The following is a 23,907-nucleotide window of genomic DNA, read 5'->3' as shown; positions in this document are numbered from 1 at the left end:
GGGACGGCGGAGGGGGTAGGCGGGAAATGACCGCGGAGGGGATAGGCGGGAAGGGACCGCGGAGGGGATAGGCGGGAAGGGACGGCGGAGGGGGTAGGCGGAATCACGAAAGCGAAAGCAGGGGTTAGGGGCGGACGGCTCGGCCGGTTACCGCCCCCTTCGCCCCTTCTTTCCAGCAATCGTTCCCGCCGCCGTGCTTGGGCTCGGCCGCTTCGGCCTCTCCCCGCCCACCGGCACTTCCGTCCGCCCCACCGTCATCTCGTCCAGGGTGTTCTTCCGCACCCGGCTCGGCGGCAGGTTGCCGGCGTTGCCGTACTTGCGGTCGCCGCTGAAGCCGCCGCCGGCGTTGTCCACGTCGACTTGCCTGGCCAGGGGGTCGTCGCTGACGACGAGTTCGGCGGCTTGGAGGCGTTTCAGTTCGTCGCGCAGGCGCGCGGCGGTTTCGAATTCGAGGTTGGCGGCGGCTTCGCGCATGCGCTTTTCCAGGTCCGCCATGTGGGCCTTGAGGTTGTGGCCGACGAGGGCGCCCTCCTCGGCGAAGCCGGCGTCCACGGTGACGTGGTCCTGCTCGTAAACCGACTGGAGGATGTCGCCGATCTGGCGCTTGACGCTCTCCGGCGTGATGCCGTGGGCGGCGTTGTAGGCGAGCTGCTTCTCGCGGCGGCGCTCGGTCTCGGCCATGGCGGCGGTCATGGAGCCGGTCATCTGGTCGGCGTAGAGGATGACGCGGCCCTCCACGTTGCGGGCGGCGCGGCCGATGGTCTGGATGAGGGAGCGTTCCGAACGCAGGAAGCCCTCCTTGTCGGCGTCCAGGATGGCGACGAGGGCGCACTCCGGAATGTCGAGGCCCTCGCGCAGGAGGTTGATGCCGACGAGGACGTCGAAGGCGCCGAGGCGCAGGTCGCGCAGGATCTCGATGCGCTCCAGGGTGTCGATGTCCGAGTGCATGTAGCGGACCCGGACGCCGTGCTCGTGGAGATACTCGGTGAGGTCCTCGGCCATGCGCTTGGTGAGCACGGTGACGAGGGTGCGGTAGCCGGCCTGGGCGACCTGGCGGACCTCGCCGAGGAGGTCGTCCACCTGGGTCTTGGCGGGGCGGATCTCCACCTCCGGGTCGACGAGGCCGGTGGGGCGGATGACCTGCTCGGCGAAGGTGCCGCCGGACTGTTCCAGCTCCCACGCCGCCGGGGTGGCGGAGACCGCAATGGTCTGCGGCCGCATGGCGTCCCACTCCTCGAAGCGGAGCGGCCGGTTGTCCATGCAGGACGGCAGGCGGAAGCCGTATTCGGCGAGCGTCGCCTTGCGGCGGAAGTCGCCCCGGTACATGGCGCCGATCTGGCTGACGGTGATGTGGCTCTCGTCCAGGAACACGAGGGCGTTGTCCGGCAGGTATTCGAACAGGGTCGGCGGCGGCTCGCCGGGGGCGCGGCCGGTGAGATAGCGCGAGTAGTTCTCGATGCCGGCGCAGGCGCCGGTGGCCTCCATCATCTCCAGATCGAACATCGTGCGCTGTTCGAGGCGCTGGGCCTCCAGGAGGCGGCCGTGGGCGTAGAGCTCCTCCAAGCGGTGCTTCAGCTCCTCCTTGATGGACTTCATGGCCTGGGCGAGGGTCGGCTTCGGCGTGACGTAGTGGGAGTTGGCGTAGACCTTGACGAACTTCAGGTCGGACGTCTTCTGGCCGGTGAGCGGGTCGAACTCGGTGATGCCCTCGATCTCGTCGCCGAACAGGGAGACGCGCCAGGCGCGGTCCTCCAAGTGGGCCGGGAAGATCTCCACCGTGTCGCCGCGCACCCGGAAGGTGCCGCGCACGAAGCCGATGTCCTGGCGCTTGTACTGGAGGGCGACCAGGTCGGCGAGGAGCTGGCGCTGGTCGATGCGCTCGCCGAGCTCCAGGCTGAACGTCATGGCCGTGTAGGTTTCCACCGACCCGATGCCGTAGATGCACGACACGGACGCCACGATGATGACGTCGTCGCGCTCGAGCAGGGCGCGGGTGGCGGCGTGGCGCATCCGGTCGATCTGCTCGTTGATGGAGGACTCCTTCTCGATGTAGGTGTCCGTGCGCGGGACGTAAGCCTCCGGCTGGTAGTAGTCGTAGTAGGAGACGAAGTACTCGACGGCGTTGTCCGGGAAGAAGGACTTGAACTCGCCGTAGAGCTGGGCGGCGAGCGTCTTGTTCGGCGCGAGGATGAGCGCCGGCCGGTTGGTGGCCTCGATGACCTTGGCCATGGTGAAGGTCTTGCCGGAGCCGGTGACGCCGAGGAGGACCTGGGTGCGCTCCTGGCCCTCGATGCCCTCGACCAGCTCGGCGATGGCGGTGGGCTGGTCGCCCTTGGGCTCGTAGGCGGATTTGACCTCGAAGCGGATGCCGCCTTCGGACTTCTGCGGGCGCTCGGGCCGGTGGGGCGTCCACATCTTGCCGTCGCGAAAGAGGTCGCGGCCGCCCTGGATGAGCTCCTCCAAGGCCTTCACCGTGGCGGTGACGCCGCCGGGCGGCAGCGCCGCGGCGTCCTCCAGGCTGATGGACATGCCGGCGACCGGGTTGAGGCCGCCCTTGGCGCGCGCCTTCGGGTCCGTGGAGGCGCCCATGGACGTGCCGCGCGCGGAGCGCGTGGGCTTCGCGGGCTTGTCGGGGGCGGGCTTGTCGGGGGTGGCCTTCTCGGCCGCAGGACGGGCGGCGCGGGGCTTGCGGGCGGGCTCGGCGACGGGAGTGGCGCTCGGCTCCAGGCCGACGAGGTCCGCGCCGGCGACGTCCGTGAGCCAGTCGGCCACGGACGTGCCCGGCACGGGCGACGCGGCCCCGTAGGCAGCCTGGGGCGCTTCGCCGAAGCCGTTCGTGACCGGCGGGCCGGCGCCCTCGGCGGGAGACGGATCGGCGGCGCCCTCGACGGACGGACGGGGGGCGGTGGAGCGGGTCTTGGAAGCCATGCCCCTATGTTGACGTTCGGCCCCGGGATGGCAAGAGCCGCCCAGGGGCCGGGTCGATGGTCTGCTGACAGATCCGGTCAGGAATGCGGCCGGGGTCGCCGGCGATGGCCGGGGTCGCCGGCGATGGCCGGGGTCGCCGGCGGGGGAGCCGGCGCGACGGCGGTGAAGCGGGTCCGGTCAGGGACCCGCCCGGTGGGCCGCCGACCGGAGATCGGTCAGTCGCAGCGCTGGCCGACGGGGCACGGCACGCCGCCGTCGTTGTCGAAGCCGCGGCGGTTGTCGTCGCGGTCCCGATCGCGGTCCCGGTCGCGGCCGCGGTCCCGATCGCGGTCCCGCTCGCGGGCGGCCTGCTCGCGTTCGCGTTCCCGCTCGCGGCGGGCCTGATCGCGCTCCCGATCCCGTTCGCGCTCGCGCTGGGCGCGTTCGCGGTCACGCTCCCGGTCGCGCTCCCGCTCGGCGCGTTCGCGCTCCCAGCGGTCCCGATCGCGGTCGCGATCACGGTCCCAGTCGCGATCGCGGTCGCGGTCCCAATCGCGGTCTCGGCGCCAGTCGCGGTCGCGGTCCCAGTCGCGGTCGCGACGCCCGTCGCGGTCCCAGCGCTCGCGGTAGCGGTAGAAGTCGCGGTCGCGGTAGTGCCGGTCCCAGTAGCCGAAGCCGAAGGTCACCACCGGCGGCCGGTAGTAGCGCGGCTGCGGCACGTAGACCTGACGGTCGTCGTAGAAGCGGTCGAGGTAGCGGGACGAGATCCAGCCGCGCTCGTAGCCGACGGAGACGTCGCACCAGCTGTAGCCGCGCAGACAGCCGTGGATCTCCACGGACGAGCCTCGCCGGACCACCGCGATGCGCGGATAGTTGGTGCCGGGACCGGCGCGCAGATTGACGTCGCCGGTCGTATAGCCGGGATCCGCCGAGGCGCCGGCCGGCAGGGCGACAACCCCGAGCGCCACGAGGGCTGCAAAGAGATAGGACTTCATGACTAACACCTCCCCGGGGAGCCGAACGGGCGAAAGCCCGTCTTGCCCGGTAAAACGCGTCTCGATGAGCCGAGTTTCAGCATACGCCTACTGTAGGGGCTCTGAACCCCTCGTTCATTCTCCATTCATCTCGGCGGGGTTGCCCCGGCGATCGGCAGGGACCCGGAGGCGACCGCCTCGTCGAACGGGGTGAGAAGCGCCCGGACGGTGACCTGCCACGGTCCGGCCGCCGGCAGGACGAGGTCGTGGACCGCATAGGCGCCGCCGGACCGGGTCGCCGGGCGTCGGATCGGTCCGAGACCGGCGTCCGGCTGCACCGCCTCGACGGTCACCTCCAGGGGCTCCACGGGACGACCGTCCGGCGTAGACAGCACGATGGCGAGCCGCACCGGGCCGGCGCGGCCGGGCGTGGCGGTGACCTCGGCGGCCATGGCCGGCCCGTCCAGGCGGACGATCACCGGCGCGGCGGCATGGAGGGCGCGCGGCGGAGGCGTGAACCGCCACAGCCCGACGACCGCCAGGACGGCGACCGCGAGGAGGAGTTCGGCGCCGACCGTGACGCGCAGGGCGGCGGGCGCCCGGCTACTCCCGGCCGGGGCGACCAGGCGCCAGCGGTTGGCCGCGGCAAGCGCCAGCATGAGGCCGACCATGACCAGCTTGGCGACGAGAACGCGGCCATAGTCGGTGCCGAGGAGCGCTTCCGGCCGCTCCACCTGACGGACCGCCACCGCGCCGCCGGAGACGACGAGCAGCACGATGGCGACCGGGCCGGCGACCGCGAAGGCCTTGAGAAGGCGGACGCGCGCGGCGCCGGCCTCCGCGCCCGGCCCGAATGCCGCCGCAAGCGCCGCGAGGCCGCCGATCCAGAGCGCGGCGGCGACCGCGTGGGCGGCGACGAGCGGGGCGAAGAGCCAGGATGGCGGGGCCGACGCGGCGTGGCCGGTGACCGCGAAGGCCGCCGCCGCGAGGCCGAGGCCGACGACCGCGAGCCCGACGGCGGCATGACGGCGCGGCCGTCCGGCGTCGCCCATCGCGGGCGCGGGCCGGAGCGACAGCACGGCGGCCGCGAGCGCCGCCAACCCGAGGACGACGGCGCGGGCGAGCGAACCCTGGCCGCCCGCGAGCCAGATCGCGGGATCGCGGAGCGCCGCCGGGCCGGCGCCGAGCACCTCCACCCCGGACAAGCCGACCAGGAGGATCCCGGAGAGGGTGCCGACCGCCGCGGCGGCGGCGACGATCCGGCGGGAGCCGGCCGTGGCGGCCCCGCAGACGGCACGGGCCAGGGCGACGCCGACGGCGAGGAGAAGCCCCGCCGTGAAAAGCGCTCGCGCGGCCCAAAGGAGAGCGCCGAAGCGGCGCTGCGGACCCGCTTCGGGCACGGCGGACGGCGCGCCGATCGAGAACACCAGGGTGCCGCCGATCGGGTGGCCGTCCGCCGAGATCACCCGCCAGACGACCGTGTGCGAACCGGGGCCGAGCCCCTTCGGCAGACGGGCGGCGAGCGTCGCCTCACTGGTCGTGGCGGCGAGGTCGACCGGATCGCCCCGCGGCGCGAGGAGCCGGACGACGAGCGCGGAGACCGGCTCCGTGAAGACGAGGTGGACCGCCTCCGGGGCGGTTTGCAGGACGGCGCCATCCACGGGGGCGGACCGGACGAGCGCCGCGTGGGCCAAGGCGGGACCGGTGGTTGCGACCCCTGCGGCGGCGACGAACGCGAGCCAGACCGCGACGAGGCCGGCGAGGCGGCGCGCGGGGCCGGGCCGGCGGATCGGCCGGCCGGAACGCCGGACCGTTCGGACGAAGAGCATGATGGATACTCCCGAGAGCCGCGGGCACCCGCAGGCGCGACCAGCCGGGCGGCGGAGCCGCCGCCCGGACGCCGGTCGCCTGCCGCCGGCGCGGTCAGTGGCCGCCGGAGGCGGGCAGGATGCGGAGCATAGGGGCGGGCCTCTCCAGGTCGTCCGCCGACTGGCCTTCGGCGGGAACCTGGATCCAGCGCTCGGCCCCGTTCGCGCATTCCTGGACGACCGGGATGGCGAGGAACGAGCCCGCGGCGAGGCCCCTGGCCAGGCTGCCGCGAAACACGAACTCGTCGTAGTGGGCGTCCTGCAGCTCGCCGGTCCAGACGATCTCGCGGACGCCCTCCGTCACCGTGGTGCCATGGTTGTCGAACGGCTGGGCATAGGGTCCGGTGACGGTCTCCAGGGTCCAGCCGGCCTTCGGCATCGGCTTCACCGAATAAAGGCCGTCGGGGACGCGGACGCGGACACGCAAGGTGGCCTCGCCGTCGCAGCCATGGGGCACCCGGAGCACCGCCTTGTAGGCGGAGCCGGCCTTCGCCTCCTTCACCTCCAGGGAGACGTGGGCGGCGGACGGCGCCGCGCAGGCGAGCAGCGCCGCAACGGCGGCGGATAAAGAGTAACGCATCAGTTGAATCCTGACCTGGACGACGGGCCGGCCGCACGGGCACGGCCTGCCGGCCGATGGCCGGCTTCGACGTCGTCGGATGATGGGGTGCGGGAATGTTGGGGCTCGCGGGCCGCGATCAGGCGACGGACGGCGGTGCCCTGGGGGAAGGACGGACGTGCGGCGGCGGCGCCGGGGCGTGCGAGCGCGGGACGCGGAGGACGCGCGCGGCGTCGTCCTGATAGGCGGGCGCGACGAGCGCGGCGCGCTCCACAGGCGGCAGGGCGGCCGCGCCGGGGCAGGCGAGGCAGCAGAGCCGGTGGTCGCGAGGATCGCCGCCGCCCGGATGGCGGTGCTCGACGCCGGCGGCATGGGCGGCGCAGATTTCCGACGTCGCCCCGTTGCCGGCCCGGGCCGGCGGCATCAGGCCGAGCCCCATCGCCTGGACCGCGAGGGCCCAGACGAGGACGACGACCGTCCACTGGTTCAGCGCTGACCGCAGCAGGCGCGGCATGGATGCGGGCTCCCGGCCCCGGACCACCGAAGCCACGCCGCCGGCCATAGCACTGGGCGGCGAGGAACGGAAGGGCGGCAAAGGGGTGCACGAAGGCGGCCGGGCGGGCGGGCGCCCTTGCCGGGGGGGCGCGCGGCGCGTAGATGCTGCGCGATGAACTATCGTCACGCCTTTCACGCGGGGAATTTCGCCGACGTGCTGAAGCACGCGGTGCTGGCGCGCGTTCTCGTGCACCTTTCCAAAAAGGACGCCGCCTTCCGGGTGATCGACACCCACGCGGGCGTCGGCCTCTACGACCTCGCGTCGGACGAGGCGCTGCGGACGGGGGAATGGCGGGGCGGGATCGGGCGCGTGATGCGGGCGAGCCTGGGTCCGGCGCTCGCCGACTTCCTGGAGCCGCTGCGGACGGTGCTGCGGGCGGTGAACGGGGGCGACGACCTGCTCGTCTACCCGGGCTCGCCGACCGTCGCGGCCACGCTCGGCCGGCGGCAGGACCGGTTCGTGTTCAACGAACTGCATCCGCAGGACGCGGACGAGCTGGCCGCGCGCTTCGCCGCCGACCGGCGCGTGAAGGTGACCCGCCAGGACGGCTACACCGCCGCCCGCAGCCTGCTGCCGCCCCACGAGCGGCGCGGCCTGACGGTGATCGACCCGCCGTTCGAGGAGGCGGGCGAGTTCGACCGGATGCTGCAGGCGCTGAAGGACGCGGACCGGCGGTTCGCCACCGGCACGATCATCGCCTGGTATCCGTTGAAGCACCTGGACGCGGTGCAGCGCTTCCACGCGGACGTGGCGGAGAGCGGCCTGACCAAGGTGCTGCGCCTGGACCAGTGGGTGCGGCGGCCCGGCGGCATCGGGCCGCTGGCGGGCGCGGGCCTTCTGGTGGTGAACCCGCCGTGGACGCTGAAGGCGGAGGCGGAGGCCGCCCTGCCGGACCTGACCGAGCGGCTGGCCGACGGCCCGGGCGCCGGCTTCCGGGCCGACTGGCTGGTGCCGGAAACCCACACGCCCTGAGATCCGCCACGCTGGTAACCAATCCGGAAGGAGGCATGCGGCAAGGATGCTTGACCGCCATCGACCGGCTGCCGCATCGTGGCGGCGGTCTTATCCGGGAGTTTTTCCATGCGTGCCGCGATTCTGGGTCTTGTCGTTCTCGCCTCCACGACGACGCCGGGAGCGGCGGCCGACATCGGCGCCGGCCGGACCGCCCGCACGGCCGTGGTGGTGGAGACGAGCACCCTGCCGGCGTGCGACGATCCGTCGGTGCTCTCCAAGGTGGTAGAGCGGCAGCACTGGGCCGAGGCCAACACCTGGCACGACGGCAAGCGCATCGAGACGCTGACCGACATCCGCCAGCGCTACAACACCACCCGGTTCGCCAGCATGATCGAGCATCGCCACTGCGAGGGCGAGGCGACCCTCGGCGCCGGCCGCAGCGACCGGGTGTTCTGGGTGATCTCGGCCGAGACCGGATTCGCCGGCATCGGCTACGGCGTGGAGGTCTGCCTGCCGTCGCAGGACTACTGGTACGTGTGGGACGCGGCCTGCCGCGTGCTGCGGTGACGGGACGGCGCGGTCGCGCGGGATCTCCGGCCCGGAAATATCTGGCCGCGGCGATTTGGGCCGCGGGGCTTCTGGCCGTGGGATTGGCGCCGGCGATCGGACCGGCGCGCGCCGACGACCGGCCGGGCGACTTCGACTTTTACGTGCTGGCGCTGTCGTGGTCGCCGAGCTGGTGCGAGGCGGAGGGCGACGCGGACGATCCCCAATGCGACGGCCGCCGGCCGTTCGCCTTCACGGTGCACGGCCTGTGGCCGCAACGGGAGCGCGGCTGGCCGGAATTCTGCCGCGCCGACGAGGGGCCGGGCCGGGCCACCCTGGACGGCGTCCTGGACGTGATGCCGAGCCGGGGTCTCGCCCGCTACCAGTGGCGCAAGCACGGGGCCTGCTCGGGCCTCGACCCGGCCGCCTATTTCGACACGCTGCGCCGGGCGCGCGAGACGGTGACAATCCCGCCCGCCTACCGGCGCCTGGACCGCTGGGCCTCGGTGCGGCCGGGCCAGGTGGAAGCCGACTTCCTGGCCGCCAACCCGGGCCTGCCGGCCGACGCCGTGGCGGTGACCTGCGACGAGCGCCGGCTGCGCGAGGTGCGCGTCTGCCTGACGAAGGACGACCTCGCCTTCCGGTCCTGCCCGGAGGTGGACCGGCGCGGCTGCCGGCGCGCCACCGTGGCCATGCCGCCCGTGCGGTGACGCGGCCGGGCCTCCGCCCCATATTCCGAACCAGACGCGCGAGAGCGGCCGCGCGGTTCCGGACCTCGGTCCGGTCCGCGCCGGACGCCGATCGGGAGGTTGCATGACCCTGACGACGCTGTTCACGGGAGCCGGGCGGTTCCTCCTGGTGTTGGCGACGCTGATCGGCGCGGCGCCGTCGGACGCCGAGGCGCAGACCGGGACGGCCCGCTACGGGTCGGCCGAGGTGGCCTGCGCGGAGGACCTGACCTGCGTCGCCTCCGTGCGGGCGCGGGATGCGGACGGGACCGTGACGAGCGTGTTCCAGCTTCACCGCGGACCGGGCAGCCGGTCGCGCTGGGCGGTGTCGGTGACGACGCTGAAGGACCTCGCGGACCGGGAGCGGCCGATCTCTATGGCGGTGGACGGGGGCGTGGCGCTGACGCTGCGACCGCGCTCGGACTACGCGCCGTTCGTCAACCCGGGCGACTTCTTCGTGCTGTCCCAGTACGCGCTGGACCGGCTGATGCGGGACATCCAGGTGGGGTTCGAGCTCCGCGTCACCTACATCGACATCGCCGGCGCGCCGCACATGGACCGCTTCCGCCTGGACGGCATGCGCGACGCCCTGACGGAGATCGACCGCCGGCAGAAGCGGATCGTCGGCGACCGCCGCGCCGGCCCGCCGGACGACCTGCCGCCGGCGCCGGAGGTGGACCGGCAGGCCATGGTGGCGCTGCAGGGGCTGCCGCCGCGGCTCGTGGAGTGGCACATAGCCAGCCAGTGCGAGGCGCCGGACGGGCCGTCCCTGGCCGAGACGCCGCCGGTGATCGGCGCGCTGTCGGAGACGGCCATGCTCTACGCCATCCCGTGCTACCGCAGCGAGGGCCGGACCGGCTACCGGCTCTACATGGTGGAGAGCGGCGAGATCGGCGGCATGCACCTCCTCACCTTCGCGACCTTCTCGTCGCGCTTCGGCTGGATGGGGACGGACACCCTGGAGACCGTGGCGTTCGACCCGCAGACCGCCACCCTGACGGCCGTGACCACCGGCGCGGCGCCGGACTGCGGCACCGCCGGCACCTGGCGCTGGGACCAGTACGCGTTCAAGCTCGTCACCTTCCGGGCGAACGAATCCTGCGGCACCGGCAAGGCCCCGGCGGACTGGCCGGTGGTCTTCCCCGGCCCGGGCGGCCAATGACGGGATGCGGCCGACGGACGGCCATGCGGTCCGGCCGGTGGACTTCCCGACCGGTGGACTTCCCGACCGGTGGACTTCCCGACCGGCCGCGCTATCGTGGCGCCGGCCCGTGACGCCCCGCGGGACCGCCGCCCGCGGCCCTGACCCCCGCGGCCCGACGCCGCCCACATCCCGAGGAGCCCGCCCCGTGCCAGACTTCATTCTCCGGTCCTCGCCGGCCTCGCCGTTCGGCCGCAAGATCAAGATCGCCGCCGCCATCCTCGGCCTCGGGGACCGGATCGAGGTGGTGAAGACCGACACCACCGACCCGGCGGACGACATCCGCACCCAGAACCCGCTCGGCAAGATCCCCGCCCTGATCACGCCGGACGGCACGGTGGTCTATGACAGCCGGGTGATCCTGGACTACCTGGACTACCTTGCCGGCGGCGGCCGGATCCTGCCGGCGGACCCGGCGGAGCGCTTTCCGGCGCTGACCCTGCAGGCCCTCGCCGACGGCATCATGGACGCCGCGCTCCTGCGGCGCTACGAGACCGTCATGCGCGAGCCGGGCGAGCGGAGCGCCCGCTGGGACGACCACCAGCGCGGCAAGGTGGAGCGCGGCCTCGCCTACCTGGAGGCCAACCTGCCGGAGGAGGACGCGGTGACGGTGGGCACGATCGCGGTCGCCTGCGCGCTCGGCTACCTGGACTTCCGCTTCGAGGGCTCCTGGCGCGAGGGCCATCCGCGGCTCGTGGCCTGGCTCGACCGCTTCACCGCCACCCTGCCCGGCTGGGCCGCCACGGCGCCCGGCTGACCGGGAGGCGGCGCGATGGCCGGCACGGTCTACGTGGACGCGGACGCCTGCCCGGTGAAGCAGGAGATCTACAAGGTGGCCGGCCGCCACCGCTGGCCGGTGGTGCTGGTGGCGAACGCCTGGATGGCCGTGCCGCGCGACGAGGACGTGCGCCTCCACGTGGTGCCGGAGGGCCCCGACGAGGCGGACAAGTGGATCGCCGCCGCCGCCGGGGCCGGCGACGTGGTGGTGACCGCCGACATCCCGCTCGCCGACCGCTGCGTGAAGGCCGGCGCGACGGTGATCGCGCCGTCCGGCAAGCCGTTCAGCCCGGATTCGATCGGCATGGCGCTCGCGGTGAGGGATCTGATGACGGACCTGCGTTCGGCCGGCGAGACGACGGGCGGCCCGCGCCCCTTCTCGCCCAAGGACCGGTCGCGCTTCCTCTCCGCCCTCCACGAGGCGATCGTGCGGATCGGCCGGGGCTGACGACGCCCCGCCACGCACGCCTTTTCTCCGTCATCGAGCCGGGCCATGCTGGCCGGGAGGAGACCCGGCCGGGGCCGAGCCCGACGACGACGCATCGATCGGGATCGGCCCGGCCTTCAGAAGGAGAGAGCATCATGGCCTGGGGAAGCGTTCCGTCCGTTCCGCCCGTCCGCCACACCCGCACGGGGGCGGCCGACGACATCGATTTCGAGATCCGCGGCTCGGAGATGCAGTTCGTCGAGATCGAGCTCGACCCCGGCGAGAGCGCGGTGGCGGAAGCGGGCTCGCTGATGTTCAAGGCGCCGACCGTCTCGATGACGACGGTGTTCGGCGACGGCTCGGCGCAGGAGGGCGGCCTGTTCGGCAAGCTGCTCGGCGCCGGCAAGCGGCTGATCACCGGCGAGAGCCTGTTCACCACCGTGTTCACCCACGAGGGGTCCGGCAAGGCGCGCGTGGCCTTCGCGGCCCCCTTCCCGGGCCACATCCTGGCGATCAAGCTCGACAGCGTGGGCGGCCGGCTGGTCTGCCAGAAGGACTCGTTCCTCGCCGCCGCCAAGGGCGTGTCCCTCGGCATCGCCTTCCAGCGCCGGATCATGACCGGCCTCTTCGGCGGCGAAGGCTTCATCATGCAGACCCTCGACGGCGACGGCTGGGTGTTCGTCCACATGGGCGGCACGCTGGTGGAGAAGGACCTCGCGCCCGGCGAGGAGATCCACGTGGACACCGGCTGCGTGGCCGCCTACACGGCCGGCGTCGACTTCGACCTCGTCCGGGCCGGCTCGATCAAGTCCATGGTGTTCGGCGGCGAGGGCGTGTTCTTCGCCCGCCTGGTCGGCCCCGGCCGCGTGTGGATGCAGTCCCTCCCCTTCTCCCGCTTCGCCGGCCGCATGTGGGCCGCGGCGCCCCAGACGGGCGGCGGCGGACAGGGGGAAGGATCGGTGCTGGGCGGCCTGGGGCGGATCCTGGACGGGGACAACCGGTGAAGGTGGGCGGCCGGGTTGTTCGGGGGCGATCGGCCGGCGGGGGATGATCGGCGGCCGAAACGCATGAGGCCGCCCGCACAGGCGACACCTCCCCCGGCTTCGCCGGACCCCGCTTCGCAGTCACGGGCCTGCTCCGCCTTGGCCATCGGCCAAACCCCTGAGGGGAGGGATTTCGAAAGTCGGGTGGCAATGATCCTTTTCCTCAGGGGAAGGTAGCCCGGAAGGCCGGAAGGGGTTGTCTTCGGCGGCTGGGGAAAAGCGCATGGGGCCGCCCACAAAGACGACCCCTCCCCCGGCTTCGCCGGACCCCGCTTCGCAGTCACGGGCCTGCTCCGCCTTGGCCATCGGCCAAACCCCTGAGGGGAGGGATTTCGAAAGTCGGGGGCAATGATCCTTCCCCTAGGGGGAAGGTGGCCCGGAGGGCCGGAAGGGGTTGTCTTCGGCGGCTGGGGAAAAGCGCATGGGGCCGCCCACAAAGACGACCCCTCCCCCGGCTTCGCCGGACCCCGCTTCGCAGTCACGGGCCTGCTCCGCCTTGGCTATCGGCCAAACCCCGAAGGGGAGGGATTGTGGGAGCGGGGACCGATGATCCTTCCCCTCAGGGGAAGGTGGCCCGGAGGGCCGGAAGGGGTTGTCTTCGGCGGCTGCGGAAAAGCGCATGGGGCCGCCCACAAAGACGACCCCTCCCCCGGCTTCGCCGGACCCTCCCCTGAGGGGAGGGATTGGTGGAGTCGGGTGGCAATGGTCCTTCCCCTCAGGGGAAGGTGGACGGCGGAGCCGGCCGGAAGGGGTTGTCTTCGGCGGCTGCGGAAAAGCGCATGGGGCCGCCCACAAAGACGACCCCTCCCCCGGCTTCGCCGGATCCCGCTTCGCAGTCACGGGCCTGCTCCGCCTTGGCCAACGGCCAAACCCCTGAGGGGAGGGATTGTGGGAGCGGGGACCGATGATCCAGTCCCTCGGGGGAAAGCGGACGGCGGAGCCAGGTGGACGGGGTTGTCGTGTTTCTCCCTCGCTCGGACGTCCGAAGGGGTTGTCTTGCTTCTCCCTCGCTCGGACGTCCGAAGGGGTTGGCTTGCTTCTCCCTCGCTCGGACGGGGCGCCGGGCCTGGGCGGGGCAACGAAAAAGGCCCGGGTTTGACCCGGGCCTTCTCCAGTCGTCCGATGCGTCGGGGTTGCCCCCGGCGGGATCAGAACTTGTAGCCGACGCCGACCTTCACAAGGTGGCCGTCGAGGTCCGCGTCGACGGTGGTGCCGTTCGCGGAGTAGGACTCCTCGGAGGTGTCGACGTAGAGGTACTCGGCGCGCACGGTGACGTTCTGGGTCAGAGCCGCTTCCACGCCGCCGCCGGCCGCCCAGCCGAGGTGGGTGTTGCTGTCGGAGCCGCCGTTGAAGTCGGCTTCGCCCCAGCCCACGGCGAGACCGCCGGTGCCGTAGACCATGAAGCTGTCGAAGGCGTAGCCGACGCGGCCGCGGACGGTGCCGAACACGGCGGTCGAGGTCTCGACGCCGACGCCGCCGACGGTGAAGTCCTCGGACGGGCCGGCGAAGATGTCGGCCTCGGCGCCCACGATCCAGTTCGGCGTCACGGCGTAGTTGTAGCCGGCGAAGACGCCGCCGGTGAAGCCCTCGACGCTCTCGTCGCCGGCGTCGCCGCCGTATTCACCGAACGCGTAGCCGACGGCGCCGCCGACATAGGCGCCGGTCCAGTCGAACGCGGTCGATTCCACGACGGCCTCGTATGCCGGCGCGGCCGGAATCGGTTCCGGCAGGTCGGCGGCGAAGGCCGGAACGGCCACGAGCGCGGTCGAGCCAACCAGCAGCGCTGCGATCACACGGGTCATGTCAAACTCCTATCATTACATCGGACCGCTCGCCGGGGAGGCCTCGGACGGCAGCGGTCTTGCCTCTCACGATCGCGCACCGGCTCAAGGTTAACGGCAGCGCCCCCGTGGAATGTTCGATATCTGAACGCGGAATGTGGCCGGGTTCGTCACGTTCCGTGGCGAGAATGCGGCTTGGGGCGGAAAGTTTCGTGGTTCCGAGCGCTATGGTGAAGCGTGTGTTAACCTTGCAAGACCGTGGTGCAACACCGTTCATTTTTAAAGATCGGGCCGGAACTGAACCGGCGGCCGTGCAGTTACGTATGCCTTGCGATGACGAAGCGTGAGCGGGTGCCTGGCGGCAGCCGCGGCCGAGTCGCCGGCCCGCCGTCCGGGCCATGCTTCTGGAGACATCGCATGTACCATCATGAACGGGGCGTGGCGGTGGTCACCGGCGCCGCCCGACGGATCGGCCGGGCGATTGCGCTCGACCTGGCGGCCGAGGGCTATGCGGTGGCGCTGCACTGCAACCGCTCCCGCGACGAGGCCGAGGAGGTGGCGGACGAGATCCGCGCCGGCCAGGGCCGGGTGGCGATCGTGACGGCGGACCTCAACGATCTGGACGCCGTGGCGCGGATCATCCCGGAGGCCGAGCGGGCGCTCGGTCCGGTGGACGTGCTGGTCAACAACGCGTCCCTGTTCGAGCGGGACGAGGCGCAGACCGTGGAGCCGGTGCTGTTCGCCCGGCACATGACCGTGAACCTCGCCGCGCCGGTGTTCCTGGCGCGCGATCTCGCCAACCGCCTGCCGGACGGGCGGGAGGGCGTGGTGATCAACCTGATCGACCAGCGGGTGTGGCGGCCGAACCCGCTGTTCTTCTCCTACAGCCTGTCGAAATCGGCGCTGTTCGATGCCACCCGGACGCTCGCCCAGGCGCTGGCGCCACGGGTGCGGGTGGCCGGCATCGGCCCCGGCCCGACCCTCGCCAACGTCCGCCAGTCGGCGGACGACTTCCAGCGGCAGATGGAGGGGGTGCTCCTGAAACGCGGCCCGAGCCTCGACGAGGTGACGGCGGCGGTGCGCTTCATCCTGGAAAGCCGCTCCTTCACCGGCCAGATGCTGGCCCTCGACGGCGGCCAGCATCTGGCGTGGGAGACGCCGGACGTGGTTGGGATCGTGGAGTGAGCGGGGGTGGAGGACGGGGAAGGCCCGGATGGTCCGCCTTCGCGGATGGTCCGCCTGCGCGGACCAGGACGGGCGGGTGCGGGTCCGTCGCCTCAGAACAGGCGACCGCCGAGGGGCACCTCGTGTCCCGGGCCGATCAGCACCACCGCGCCGTCGGCGTCCGGGACGCCGAGCGTGAGCACTTCCGAGCGCATGGGGCCGATCTGTCGCGGCGGGAAGTTGACCACGGCGAGCACCTGACGGCCGACCAGTTCCTCCGGGCTGTAGTGCACCGTGATCTGGGCGGAGGAGCGCTTGACGCCGATCTCCGGGCCGAAGTCGATGGTCAGCTTGTAGGCGGGCTTGCGGGCTTCCTTGAAGACCTCGGCGGTCACGATCCGGCCGACGCGGATATCCACCTTCAGGAAGTCGTCGTAGCTGATGGGCTCGGCGGGCGTCTGATCGGACATGGGTGCCTCAGGTCAAGGTTGAGTCGCGAAATCCGATAATCATGCAGCGTTGATATGCGGTAAATGCAAGACAGCCTCATCCATCTTGTGGATGCCGCCATTCGGGCCTGCTGGCAGTGTGTTCCTCGTTTCGAGCCTGAATGTCTATTGAGTCCGATTGTTTCGCGAGTCCTTGCCTGCTCCGGCAACCCGCCTCCCTCTTTTCAAGGGCGGGCGTTCGGAGTTCGGGCGAAAGCCCGCCAAAGACCTCCGGGGGCCGGGAACAGCGTTCGGGCGCTGTTTCCGGTCGCTCCGTTTCCGGAGGACGGGCGCGCGGACGCGATATCGCCCCCGCGTCCGGGGTGTTGATCCGACAGATCGGACCGGAGAGACGCGGCCGGCGAGCGCGGCTTAGATTCCGTCGCCGGGGCTCGTCACCTCGTCGTCCGTCGCGGGGCGCGACGGCCGTGAGCGGCCGCCGCGGCGCCATTCGGACAGGCGGTCGTCCAGGCTCTTGAGGCCCGCCCAGATCCGGTCGGCGGTGTCGAGATAGCGCTCGCCGCGGGAGAGTTCCCTGTCGAGGGTCATCATGGTCTTGGCGAGGCCCGGATCGTCGTCGTCGACCCACGTGTCCACCGCGCGCGCCCAGGCGATCGCGAGGCCCTGCGCCTTCAGCCGCCCGAGCGAGCCGGCCGTGGAGATGCGCGCGGCCGCCAGCATGAAGCCCATGGACCGCACCACCAGCCCGTTCAGCGCCAGGGCCGTGCCGGCGTCGCCCCGCGCCGACCGCGACAAGGAGCGCACCGCCTCCTTGTAAGGGGCCAGGGCGTCGAACCGGCGCATCAGCACGTCGAAGAGCCGCTCGCGGCCCGGTTCGTCGCGCATCTCCGGATCGTCGCCGGACAGCACCGCCGTATCGATGCGCTGGACGAAGGCCTTCAGGATGGCGAGCCGGCCGTCGAAGTGCTGGCGCACGTCGGCGAGCGTCACGCCCGCGTCGGCGGCCACGTCGTTGAGGTCGATGTCTGAGAGCGGCTGGGTCGCCAGCCGTCCCACGAAGGCGTCCACGATTCGGGCCCGTTGGGCCTCGGCCTTGCTGGCCATGGGGCTGTCTCCCGCGCGTGCGTTCCGTACCCGTCAGATAGGGTTCCGGCGGTCCGCCGGAAAGACGCGGGCCTCAGCCGAGTTCGCGGCCCCGCCGGGCGGCTGCCTCCACCGCCCTGGTTAGGAGCGGCAGGAGGCCGTTCTCGCCCATCAGGACCTCGAGCGCCGCCGCGGTCGTGCCGCCAGGGGAGGTGACGTTCTGGCGAAGGGTCGCCGGGTCGAGCGGCGAGGCGGCGAGCAGCGCGCCGGCGCCCGCCACGGTCTGGCGCGCCGCGAGCGCCGCCACGTCCGGCGGCAGGCCGGCGGCCTCGCCCGCCTTGGCGAGATGTTCGGCGAGCAGGAAGACATAGGCCGGCCCGGAGCCCGACACGGCGGTGACCGCGTCCATCAGGCCTTCGTCGTCCACCCAGGCGGTGCGCCCGACCGAGTCCATCAGGGCGGTCACCACGGTCCGGTCCGCCGCCGTCACCGCGCCGTTGCCGACCGCCACCGCCATGCCCTGACCGACCTGCGCCGGCGTGTTGGGCATCACGCGCACGATCGGCCCGTCGCCGAGGCCCGCGGCCAGGGTCCGCAGCGTCGTGCCGGCGGCGACGGACATGACCACGGTCCGCGGCCCGACCAGCGGCTTCACGGCGGGCAGCACGGCCGCCATCGACTGCGGCTTCACGGCCAGCACGAGCACGGCCGGCACGATGTCCACGTCCGCCGGGCTTGCCGCGTGGCGCACGCCGTGCCGGGCGACGAGGTCGGCCATCTCCGGATGGAGGTTCGGGTCGACGATCACCGTCTCGCCGCCGGCGAGATTGTTCGCCAGCCAGCCGGCCAGCATGGCGCCGCCCATCTTGCCGGCGCCGACGAGGACGAGGGGCTTCAGCGAACGGAGCGGCATGGACGACCTCTTGTCTGTCGGACGGCGCGCGGACCCCGCCCCGGGCGGGCGGCCGGCGGCCTGAAGGAAACGAGCGGCGCCCACACTGCCCGCGCCGGACCCCGGCGGCAAGCCGGCATGGGCGACGCCCGACCGGGGGAGAGGCCGGACCGCGTGGCGCGGCCGGAACCGGGCGGCGGCGGACGCACTGTCGGCGGTCCGTTCGTGCGGAGCGCCCGTCCGACCCCGTCGTCAGAGCCGATGGGCGGCGAGCCTTTCGTAGAAGGGCGTCGCCGCCTCGGCGATGCGGGCGAGATCGGCGGGCAACGCGCTCCGCTCCACGTCGGGTCGCGCCGGGCCGAAGCCGGTGGAGGCCTCCACGGCGTGGTACCAGTGCGGCGCCCAGACGCCGTCGCTCGCCCGCCGTCCAGCCGGCCAGGCCAGCATCTCGTCGCGAAAGCCGATCCCCACCGCCTCGCAGAGGCGGGTCAGCGCGCCGCGCGGGTCGGTCAGCACGTCGTTGCCCTCCACCACGGGCGGGGCGACGCCCAGTCGGTCCGCCACGGCGTCGAAGATCTCCGCCTGCTGCCGGAAGCCGATGTCGTCGAGCGTCACCGTCTCGCGCTTCTGCACGTAGGAGGCGAGCACGCTTTCCGGCCGGCGGATCAGGAACGCGTTGGTGACGGCCGCCAGGAAGCCGCGGTCGAAGGCCGGCAGCATGTGGTGGGTCATGTGCTTCTGGTAGAACACCGGCCGCCCGTCCGGCACCGGCCCCACCACGCGGGCGGCCACCGCGTCCGGATCGGTATCGTCCGCCGCCAGGATCTCGTCCCGCATCGGATGGCCGAGCCCCGTCGCCTTCAGGTAGGCGGCGTAGAAGGGCTCGTCCCAGACGGCGCAGTCCGGCCGGTTCTCGAACGCCCGCATCATGGCGGTGGAGATGTTGCGCGGGCCCGACCACATGGCGATGCGGACGGCGGGGGACGGGGATGCGGGCATGATGTCAGGCAGGTCCGTAGAGTGAGGAAGGCGGGTCCGCCAGGCCGAGGAACACGGCCAGGAGACGGTTTATCGCCTCCATGTCCGGCGGGTCCAGACGGCCGATCACCGGGCCGATCTTGTCGCGGGGGAGAGTGGAGAGCTTGTCGATCATCGCCTGGCTCACCGCCCTCAGCCCGTTGCCGTCGGACGGCGCCACCGTGTGACGGATCAGGTCCGCATCCCGGAGGTGGGACGTGAACGGCGCGAGGGTCACCGTCGGGGCGTCCGCGAACAGATCGGACTGGACGACCACCGCCGGCCGCGGCTTGCCGAAGTCGCCCTGCAGCGCCACGGTCACCACGTCGCCCCGTTTCACGTATCGAGGTCCAGGACGGCCGCCGCGGCCGCGGCCCAGGCGGCATGGTCCGCCTCGGCCGGGTCATCGCGCAGCAGGCGCGCCTGTCTCCGGCATTCGGCCTGGAACGCCGGGGACGACGTATCGGGCAGCCGGAGAACCACGTCCTTGTATCCCGGCGGCGCCGGTGCATCACGTTCCCGCATGCGCTTCATACGACCAACCATAACGCACCCCCGCAGGGATCTTCACCGCACCCGCGCGCCCGATCAAGTGTTGAACTTGAACAGCATCACGTCGCCGTCCTGGACCACGTACTCCTTGCCTTCGTCGCGCGCCTTGCCGAGTTCCTTCGCCTTCACCTCGCCCAAGGTGACGTAGTCCTCGTAGGCGATGGTCTGGGCCCGAATGAAGCCGCGCTCGAAGTCGGTGTGGATCACGCCGGCCGCCTGGGGCGCCTTGGTGCCCTTGGTGATGGTCCAGGCGCGGGTCTCCTTCGGCCCGGCGGTGAAGTAGGTGATGAGGCCGAGGAGGTCGTAGCCGGCGCGGATCAGCCGGTCGAGGCCGGGCTCTTCGAGGCCGATGGTCTCCAGGAACTCCGCCTGCTCCTCGTCGGAGAGCTGGGCGATCTCCGCCTCGATGGCGGCCGAAATCACCACCGCCTTGGCGCCCTCGGCCTTCGCCTTGGCGAACACCGCCTCGGAGAACCGGTTTCCGGTCGCCGCCGAGGCCTCCTCCACGTTGCACACGTAGAGCACCGGCTTGGCGGTCAGGAGGTTCAGCATCTCGAAAGCCTGCTCGGCACCCTTCGGCACCGCCACCGTGCGGGCCGGCCTGCCCTCGCGCAAAGCGGCCAGGGCGAGGTCCATCAGCTCCACCTGCTCCTTGGCTTCCTTGTCGTTCTGGGCGCGCTTGCGCAGCGGCACGACCCGCCGCTCCAGGCTGTCCAGGTCGGCGAGCATCAGTTCCGTCTCCACTGTGTCGGCGTCCGCCACCGGGTCGACGCGGCCCTCCACGTGGGTGATGTCGCCGTCCTCGAAGCAGCGCAGCACGTGGGCGATGGCGTCGACCTCGCGGATGTTGGCGAGGAACTGGTTGCCGAGACCCTCGCCCTTGGAGGCGCCGCGCACGAGGCCCGCGATGTCCACGAACGTCAGCCGGGTCGGCACGATCTGGGCCGACTTCGCCTGCGCGGCGATCTTCGCCATGCGCGGGTCCGGCACGGCCACCTCGCCGGTGTTCGGCTCGATGGTGCAGAACGGGTAGTTCGCCGCCTGGGCGGCCGCCGTCTTGGTGAGCGCGTTGAAGAGCGTGGACTTTCCGACGTTCGGAAGCCCGACGATGCCGCACTTGAAGCCCATGGCAGGTACGTCTTTCGGATGGAACGGGATCTGGCCGGCTGTTTGGGCCAGCGCGCCGCCGCCGTCAAGAACAACTCCGCCACGCCGCGATAGCGGGGCGGGGCCGAAGCCGACCGCGCCCGATCTCCTGGGGTCGGGACTACGCGACCGTCGAGCAACCCCGCGCCGGTCACGGTCCGGAGGGGGAGCTTGAGAGAGGGGTGAGAGGTCAGCGCAAGTTCGGCGGGCCGGTAACTCACTCGTCATGGTCCGAGAAGCCGGACCACCCAAGCGCTCTTCCGTGCCGTTGCGGTTCCCATGCGTGGGTGGTCCGGATGAACCGGACCATGACGGCCGGAGCGTGACTCAAGAGGTCGGCGCATGTTCGGCGGGTCGGTCGCGACCCGTCATGGGGGGCGAGAGGTCGACGCGTGTCCGGCGGGTCGGCCGAGGGGGGCGCGGGCGGGGAGGCTCAGCCGGGGAGACGGACGAGGGCGCGCAGGCCGCCGAGGGGGCTCGTTTCCAGGCGGACCATGCCGCCGTGGCCGCGGGCGATGTCGCGGGCTATGGCGAGACCGAGGCCGGTGCCGGCGGTGTCCTGGTTGCGGGCGCTGTCGAGCCGATAGAAGGGCTTGAACACGTTCTCCCGCTCGGCTTCCGGGATGCCGGGGCCGTCGTCGTCCACCCGGATGGTGAGCCAGCCGTCCCGGTGCTCCGCCTCCAGGCTGACCCGGCGGCCGTAGCGGACCGCATTGCCGACAAGGTTGCCGACGAGCCGGCGGAAGCCGCCGGGCTTGACGGTGACGAGCGGCGAGCCGGAGAAGCGGACCGGGATGGGCGCCGCCGCGCCGGCGCGCTCGGCGACCTCGGCGATGACCGCCTCCACGTCGATCTCGTGGGCCTCCTCGTCGGTGTCGCTCTTGGCGAAGGCCATGTAGGCCTCCAGCATGGCTTCCATCTCGTCCACGTCGCGGCGGAGCGCTAGCGTCTCCTCGTCCTCCGGCAGGAGGGCGAGCTCCAGGCGGAAGCGGGTGAGAATGGTGCGCAGGTCATGGCTGACGCCCGCCAGCATGGTGGTGCGCTGTTCCATCTGCCGCTCGATCCGGCGGCGCATCTCGATGAAGGCGTGGGCGGCGCGGCGGACCTCGCGGGCGCCCTGGGGCGAGAAGGCGCCGACCGGCCGGCCCTTGCCGAAGGCGGTGGCGGCGTTGGCGAGCCGCTGGATGGGCTTGATCTGGTTGCGGATGAAGATGATCGACACGAGGATCAGCACCAGGGCCGTGGAGACCATCCAGACGATGAAGATGTGCGAGTTGGACGCGTAGGCGTTCCCCCGGTCGAGAACGACCCGGAGCACGCCCTTCGGGATGACGAGCCGGACCTCCACGAACTCGGACTGGCCGACGGTGTCGATCCAGTAGGGCACGCCGAGCTGCGCCTCGATCTGCCGGGACAAGGTGCGGTCGAGCAGCGTGAAGAGTGCGCGGCGGCGAGGTGGCGGCAGCGGCTCCGGGGCGAGCAGTTCCATGTCGAGGTTCATGCGCCGGCCGGCGATCTCCAGAAGTTCGGAGATGTCGGCGCCGGGCGGGGCCCTGTCGATCAGGTCCACCATGGCGGCGATGTCGCGGACCACGGCCGCGGAGAGCCGGCCGGTGACCAGTTCCCAGTGGCGGTCCATGAACACGTAGGCGACCACGGTCTGCAGGATCACCATCGGAACCACGATGATGAGGAGCGAGCGGCCGAGGAGCCCCTTGGGCATGATCCGGTTGATCGCCCGGGCGAGCCCGTTCCAGAGGGCGACCAGCGGCCAGGGCGTGATGCGGCTCAGCCCCTCGCGGACGAGGCGCGCGCCGTCGTCCCCGGCTTCGAGGACGCGGCCGACCACGCCGTCGCGCTGCTCGTCCGCGGCCGGATCGTCGCCGGCCGGTGCATCGGGCCCGGCATCCGGGTCGAGCGCCCGGTCCCGCCCGGCGGTGGCGCCGACGGTGCGGTCCGGTGTCGGGCGGGGCGGCGTGGGCACGGCTCGTCCTCCGTCACTCGAAACGCAGGCGGTAGCCGACGCCGCGCACGGTCTGGAGGTGGAGCGGATTGGCCGGGTCGTCCTCGATCTTGCGGCGGAGCCGGTTGATCTGGACGTCCACGCTGCGCTCGCCGACGCCGGCCTCCGGCCCGGCCAGCGCCTCGCGGGATACGGTGCCCTCCGGCGAGGTGGCGAACAGGGTCAGGAGCTGGCGTTCCCGGTCGGTGAGGCGGACTACCTCGTCGCCCTCGCGCAGTTCCTCTCGCTTCACGTTGAAGACGAAACGGCCGAACGCGATGGTCTCCACCGGCGCGGCCTTCGGCTCCGCGCTCGACCGGCGGCGCAGGAGGTTGTTGATGCGCAGGAGAAGCTCGCGCGGCTCGAACGGCTTGGTCAGGTAGTCGTCGGCGCCGACCTCCAGGCCGCGCACCCGGTCGTCCGCCTCGGCCCGGGCGGTGAGCATCAGGATGGGGACGTCGCTGCCGCGCCGGAGGGACCCGGCCAGACTGAGGCCGTCCTCCCCGGGCATCATGACGTCGAGGACCAGGAGGTCGAAGTCGAAGCTCGACAGCTTCTGGCGCGCCTCGGTGGCGTCGGCGGCGCCGGTGACCCGGAAGCCGTTGGTGCCGAGGAACTTGGCGAGGAGCTGGCGGATGCGGCTGTCGTCGTCGACCACGAGCACATGGGCGGCGTCGTCGGACGGGACCGTCTTCCCGCGGGCGAGCGACATGGGCGTCAGGTCTCCACGTCGCGCGGCGGCCGCGGGGTCTCGTCCACCATGCCGGCCAGGAAGGCGCGCACGGCGTCGCGGCCCTCCGGCCCGAGCGGCGCGAGGGCGGCGGCGATGCGGGCATGCTGCCGGGCGGCGAGATCGAGCGCCAGACGACGGCCCTTCTCGGTGGGGGCGAGCAGACGCTCGCGCCGGTCGACCGCCCCGGGGGTCTGCTCGATGTAGCCGTCGTCGACCAGCTGCTTGAGGACGCGGCCGAGGCTCTGCTTGGTGATGCGCAGGGTGTCGAGGAGATCGGTGACCCGCAGGCCGGGCTGCCGGTTGACGAAGTGGAGCACCCGGTGGTGCGCCCGCCCGAACCCGAACTCCGCCAGGGTCTCGTCCGCCTCGGCGACGAAATCCCGGTAGGCGAAGAACATCAGCTCGATCAGCTCGAAATCGAGGGCGGCGCCCGCCCCCTCCGGCGACGCCGGACCGGCGGCACGGGGGGCCTTTTCGACGAGGCGCGGACGCTGCGCGACATTTACGTCAGCCATATTGACTTATCTGGGTTCGATTGTTACAGATCG

24 protein-coding genes are annotated in these 23,907 nt (G+C 72.1%); 8 read left to right on the top strand and 16 right to left on the bottom strand.

The features are described 5' to 3' along the window. Positions 1–147: 147 nt before the first annotated feature. The 5 genes from uvrB to HND91_RS11820 all read right to left on the bottom strand — a co-directional run bounded on the left by uvrB (position 148) and on the right by HND91_RS11820 (position 6,822). Positions 148–2,928, bottom strand: coding sequence for an excinuclease ABC subunit UvrB (gene uvrB, locus HND91_RS11840; RefSeq protein ID WP_181706762.1), 2,781 nt, complete (start codon positions 2,926–2,928; stop codon positions 148–150). 215 nt (positions 2,929–3,143) lie between these two features. Further along, positions 3,144–3,902, bottom strand: coding sequence for an SH3 domain-containing protein (locus HND91_RS11835; protein WP_181706761.1), 759 nt, complete (start codon positions 3,900–3,902; stop codon positions 3,144–3,146). A gap of 125 nt (positions 3,903–4,027) precedes the next feature. After that, positions 4,028–5,710: a copper resistance CopC/CopD family protein gene (locus tag HND91_RS11830; protein ID WP_181706760.1), complete on the bottom strand. Its 1,683-nt coding sequence runs from the start codon at positions 5,708–5,710 to the stop codon at positions 4,028–4,030. A gap of 94 nt (positions 5,711–5,804) precedes the next feature. Then, positions 5,805–6,329 carry a YcnI family copper-binding membrane protein gene (locus HND91_RS11825; RefSeq protein ID WP_181706759.1) on the bottom strand — a complete coding sequence of 175 codons (525 nt, stop codon included), beginning with the start codon at positions 6,327–6,329 and terminating at the stop codon, positions 5,805–5,807. Positions 6,330–6,447: 118 nt separating this feature from the next. After that, positions 6,448–6,822, bottom strand: coding sequence for a DUF2946 family protein (locus HND91_RS11820; protein ID WP_181706758.1), 375 nt, complete (start codon positions 6,820–6,822; stop codon positions 6,448–6,450). A gap of 153 nt (positions 6,823–6,975) precedes the next feature. Between HND91_RS11820 and HND91_RS11815 the strand changes: the two genes are divergently transcribed. The 7 genes from HND91_RS11815 (at position 6,976) to HND91_RS11790 (ending at position 12,501) form a co-directional block, all read left to right on the top strand. Beyond that, complete coding sequence (locus tag HND91_RS11815) at positions 6,976–7,836, top strand: 23S rRNA (adenine(2030)-N(6))-methyltransferase RlmJ (protein WP_181706757.1); 861 nt, start codon at positions 6,976–6,978, stop codon at positions 7,834–7,836. Positions 7,837–7,944: 108 nt separating this feature from the next. Next, a complete protein-coding gene (locus HND91_RS22745) occupies positions 7,945–8,385 on the top strand; it encodes a hypothetical protein (RefSeq protein WP_246329423.1) in 441 nt (146 codons plus the stop codon). Positions 8,386–8,462: 77 nt separating this feature from the next. After that, on the top strand, positions 8,463–9,074 hold the full coding sequence (locus HND91_RS22740) for a ribonuclease T2 family protein (protein WP_343057326.1): 612 nt from the start codon (positions 8,463–8,465) through the stop codon (positions 9,072–9,074). Between the two features lie 103 nt (positions 9,075–9,177). Continuing rightward, the gene (locus HND91_RS11805) at positions 9,178–10,254 is read left to right on the top strand and encodes a DUF1176 domain-containing protein (protein ID WP_181706755.1); all 1,077 of its coding nucleotides are present in this window, start codon (positions 9,178–9,180) and stop codon (positions 10,252–10,254) included. A gap of 187 nt (positions 10,255–10,441) precedes the next feature. Continuing rightward, complete coding sequence (locus tag HND91_RS11800; RefSeq protein ID WP_343057325.1) at positions 10,442–11,050, top strand: glutathione S-transferase family protein; 609 nt, start codon at positions 10,442–10,444, stop codon at positions 11,048–11,050. Positions 11,051–11,065: 15 nt separating this feature from the next. Next, a complete protein-coding gene (locus HND91_RS11795) occupies positions 11,066–11,518 on the top strand; it encodes a YaiI/YqxD family protein (RefSeq protein WP_181706753.1) in 453 nt (150 codons plus the stop codon). 134 nt (positions 11,519–11,652) lie between these two features. Continuing rightward, on the top strand, positions 11,653–12,501 hold the full coding sequence (locus HND91_RS11790; RefSeq protein ID WP_181706752.1) for an AIM24 family protein: 849 nt from the start codon (positions 11,653–11,655) through the stop codon (positions 12,499–12,501). A 1,187-nt stretch (positions 12,502–13,688) separates the two neighbouring features. On the opposite strand, the gene HND91_RS11785 is transcribed toward HND91_RS11790, so the two are convergent. Continuing rightward, complete coding sequence (locus HND91_RS11785; RefSeq protein ID WP_181706751.1) at positions 13,689–14,342, bottom strand: outer membrane protein; 654 nt, start codon at positions 14,340–14,342, stop codon at positions 13,689–13,691. 396 nt (positions 14,343–14,738) lie between these two features. On the opposite strand from HND91_RS11785, the gene HND91_RS11780 reads away from it, so the two are divergent. Continuing rightward, positions 14,739–15,506, top strand: a complete 768-nt coding sequence (locus tag HND91_RS11780; RefSeq protein WP_181706750.1) for an SDR family oxidoreductase — start codon at positions 14,739–14,741, stop codon at positions 15,504–15,506. Between the two features lie 92 nt (positions 15,507–15,598). Here the strand turns inward: HND91_RS11780 and HND91_RS11775 are convergent, their stop codons facing one another. The 10 genes from HND91_RS11775 to HND91_RS11730 all read right to left on the bottom strand — a co-directional run bounded on the left by HND91_RS11775 (position 15,599) and on the right by HND91_RS11730 (position 23,874). Further along, positions 15,599–15,955, bottom strand: coding sequence for a tRNA-binding protein (locus HND91_RS11775; protein ID WP_181706749.1), 357 nt, complete (start codon positions 15,953–15,955; stop codon positions 15,599–15,601). 390 nt (positions 15,956–16,345) lie between these two features. Further along, positions 16,346–17,038, bottom strand: coding sequence for a TetR/AcrR family transcriptional regulator (locus HND91_RS11770; protein WP_181706748.1), 693 nt, complete (start codon positions 17,036–17,038; stop codon positions 16,346–16,348). Positions 17,039–17,111: 73 nt separating this feature from the next. Beyond that, entirely contained in the window at positions 17,112–17,930 is an 819-nt protein-coding gene (proC, locus tag HND91_RS11765; RefSeq protein ID WP_181706747.1) for a pyrroline-5-carboxylate reductase, read from the bottom strand. Between the two features lie 231 nt (positions 17,931–18,161). Beyond that, positions 18,162–18,908 (bottom strand): sulfotransferase-like domain-containing protein, encoded by a 747-nt coding sequence (locus HND91_RS11760; protein ID WP_210272668.1) that lies wholly within the window; start codon positions 18,906–18,908, stop codon positions 18,162–18,164. Positions 18,909–18,912: 4 nt separating this feature from the next. Beyond that, positions 18,913–19,266, bottom strand: coding sequence for a type II toxin-antitoxin system PemK/MazF family toxin (locus HND91_RS11755; RefSeq protein ID WP_181706746.1), 354 nt, complete (start codon positions 19,264–19,266; stop codon positions 18,913–18,915). Further along, entirely contained in the window at positions 19,263–19,460 is a 198-nt protein-coding gene (locus HND91_RS11750) for an antitoxin MazE-like protein (protein ID WP_210272667.1), read from the bottom strand. The genes HND91_RS11755 and HND91_RS11750 overlap by 4 nt, the downstream gene beginning before the upstream one ends. Before the next feature lie 54 nt (positions 19,461–19,514). Then, on the bottom strand, positions 19,515–20,606 hold the full coding sequence (gene ychF / locus HND91_RS11745; RefSeq protein WP_181706744.1) for a redox-regulated ATPase YchF: 1,092 nt from the start codon (positions 20,604–20,606) through the stop codon (positions 19,515–19,517). A gap of 451 nt (positions 20,607–21,057) precedes the next feature. Further along, positions 21,058–22,473 carry an ATP-binding protein gene (locus tag HND91_RS11740; RefSeq protein WP_425485446.1) on the bottom strand — a complete coding sequence of 472 codons (1,416 nt, stop codon included), beginning with the start codon at positions 22,471–22,473 and terminating at the stop codon, positions 21,058–21,060. A gap of 148 nt (positions 22,474–22,621) precedes the next feature. After that, complete coding sequence (locus HND91_RS11735) at positions 22,622–23,338, bottom strand: response regulator (RefSeq protein WP_181706743.1); 717 nt, start codon at positions 23,336–23,338, stop codon at positions 22,622–22,624. A 5-nt stretch (positions 23,339–23,343) separates the two neighbouring features. Beyond that, entirely contained in the window at positions 23,344–23,874 is a 531-nt protein-coding gene (locus HND91_RS11730) for a MarR family winged helix-turn-helix transcriptional regulator (RefSeq protein WP_181706742.1), read from the bottom strand. Positions 23,875–23,907 lie beyond the last annotated feature (33 nt).

It is taken from the genome of Chthonobacter rhizosphaerae (assembly GCF_013839525.1).
Lineage (GTDB): Bacteria > Pseudomonadota > Alphaproteobacteria > Rhizobiales > Pleomorphomonadaceae > Chthonobacter > Chthonobacter rhizosphaerae.
The sequence above is the reverse complement of the archived record's forward strand: the minus strand, read 5'-3'. Positions and strand labels throughout refer to the sequence as shown.

Coding starts and splice junctions, on each gene's coding strand:
- HND91_RS11730 (WP_181706742.1), bottom strand. CDS start 23,874: ATGGCTGACGTAAATGTCGCGCAGCGTCCGCGCCTCGTCGAAAAGGCC.
- HND91_RS11785 (WP_181706751.1), bottom strand. CDS start 14,342: ATGACCCGTGTGATCGCAGCGCTGCTGGTTGGCTCGACCGCGCTCGTG.
- HND91_RS11780 (WP_181706750.1), top strand. CDS start 14,739: ATGTACCATCATGAACGGGGCGTGGCGGTGGTCACCGGCGCCGCCCGA.
- HND91_RS11750 (WP_210272667.1), bottom strand. CDS start 19,460: ATGAAGCGCATGCGGGAACGTGATGCACCGGCGCCGCCGGGATACAAG.
- HND91_RS11775 (WP_181706749.1), bottom strand. CDS start 15,955: ATGTCCGATCAGACGCCCGCCGAGCCCATCAGCTACGACGACTTCCTG.
- HND91_RS11795 (WP_181706753.1), top strand. CDS start 11,066: ATGGCCGGCACGGTCTACGTGGACGCGGACGCCTGCCCGGTGAAGCAG.
- HND91_RS11835 (WP_181706761.1), bottom strand. CDS start 3,902: ATGAAGTCCTATCTCTTTGCAGCCCTCGTGGCGCTCGGGGTTGTCGCC.
- HND91_RS11770 (WP_181706748.1), bottom strand. CDS start 17,038: ATGGCCAGCAAGGCCGAGGCCCAACGGGCCCGAATCGTGGACGCCTTC.
- ychF (WP_181706744.1), bottom strand. CDS start 20,606: ATGGGCTTCAAGTGCGGCATCGTCGGGCTTCCGAACGTCGGAAAGTCC.
- HND91_RS11815 (WP_181706757.1), top strand. CDS start 6,976: ATGAACTATCGTCACGCCTTTCACGCGGGGAATTTCGCCGACGTGCTG.
- HND91_RS11790 (WP_181706752.1), top strand. CDS start 11,653: ATGGCCTGGGGAAGCGTTCCGTCCGTTCCGCCCGTCCGCCACACCCGC.
- HND91_RS22745 (WP_246329423.1), top strand. CDS start 7,945: ATGCGTGCCGCGATTCTGGGTCTTGTCGTTCTCGCCTCCACGACGACG.
- HND91_RS11830 (WP_181706760.1), bottom strand. CDS start 5,710: ATGCTCTTCGTCCGAACGGTCCGGCGTTCCGGCCGGCCGATCCGCCGG.
- HND91_RS11825 (WP_181706759.1), bottom strand. CDS start 6,329: ATGCGTTACTCTTTATCCGCCGCCGTTGCGGCGCTGCTCGCCTGCGCG.
- HND91_RS11805 (WP_181706755.1), top strand. CDS start 9,178: ATGACCCTGACGACGCTGTTCACGGGAGCCGGGCGGTTCCTCCTGGTG.
- uvrB (WP_181706762.1), bottom strand. CDS start 2,928: ATGGCTTCCAAGACCCGCTCCACCGCCCCCCGTCCGTCCGTCGAGGGC.
- proC (WP_181706747.1), bottom strand. CDS start 17,930: ATGCCGCTCCGTTCGCTGAAGCCCCTCGTCCTCGTCGGCGCCGGCAAG.
- HND91_RS11735 (WP_181706743.1), bottom strand. CDS start 23,338: ATGTCGCTCGCCCGCGGGAAGACGGTCCCGTCCGACGACGCCGCCCAT.
- HND91_RS11820 (WP_181706758.1), bottom strand. CDS start 6,822: ATGCCGCGCCTGCTGCGGTCAGCGCTGAACCAGTGGACGGTCGTCGTC.
- HND91_RS11760 (WP_210272668.1), bottom strand. CDS start 18,908: ATGCCCGCATCCCCGTCCCCCGCCGTCCGCATCGCCATGTGGTCGGGC.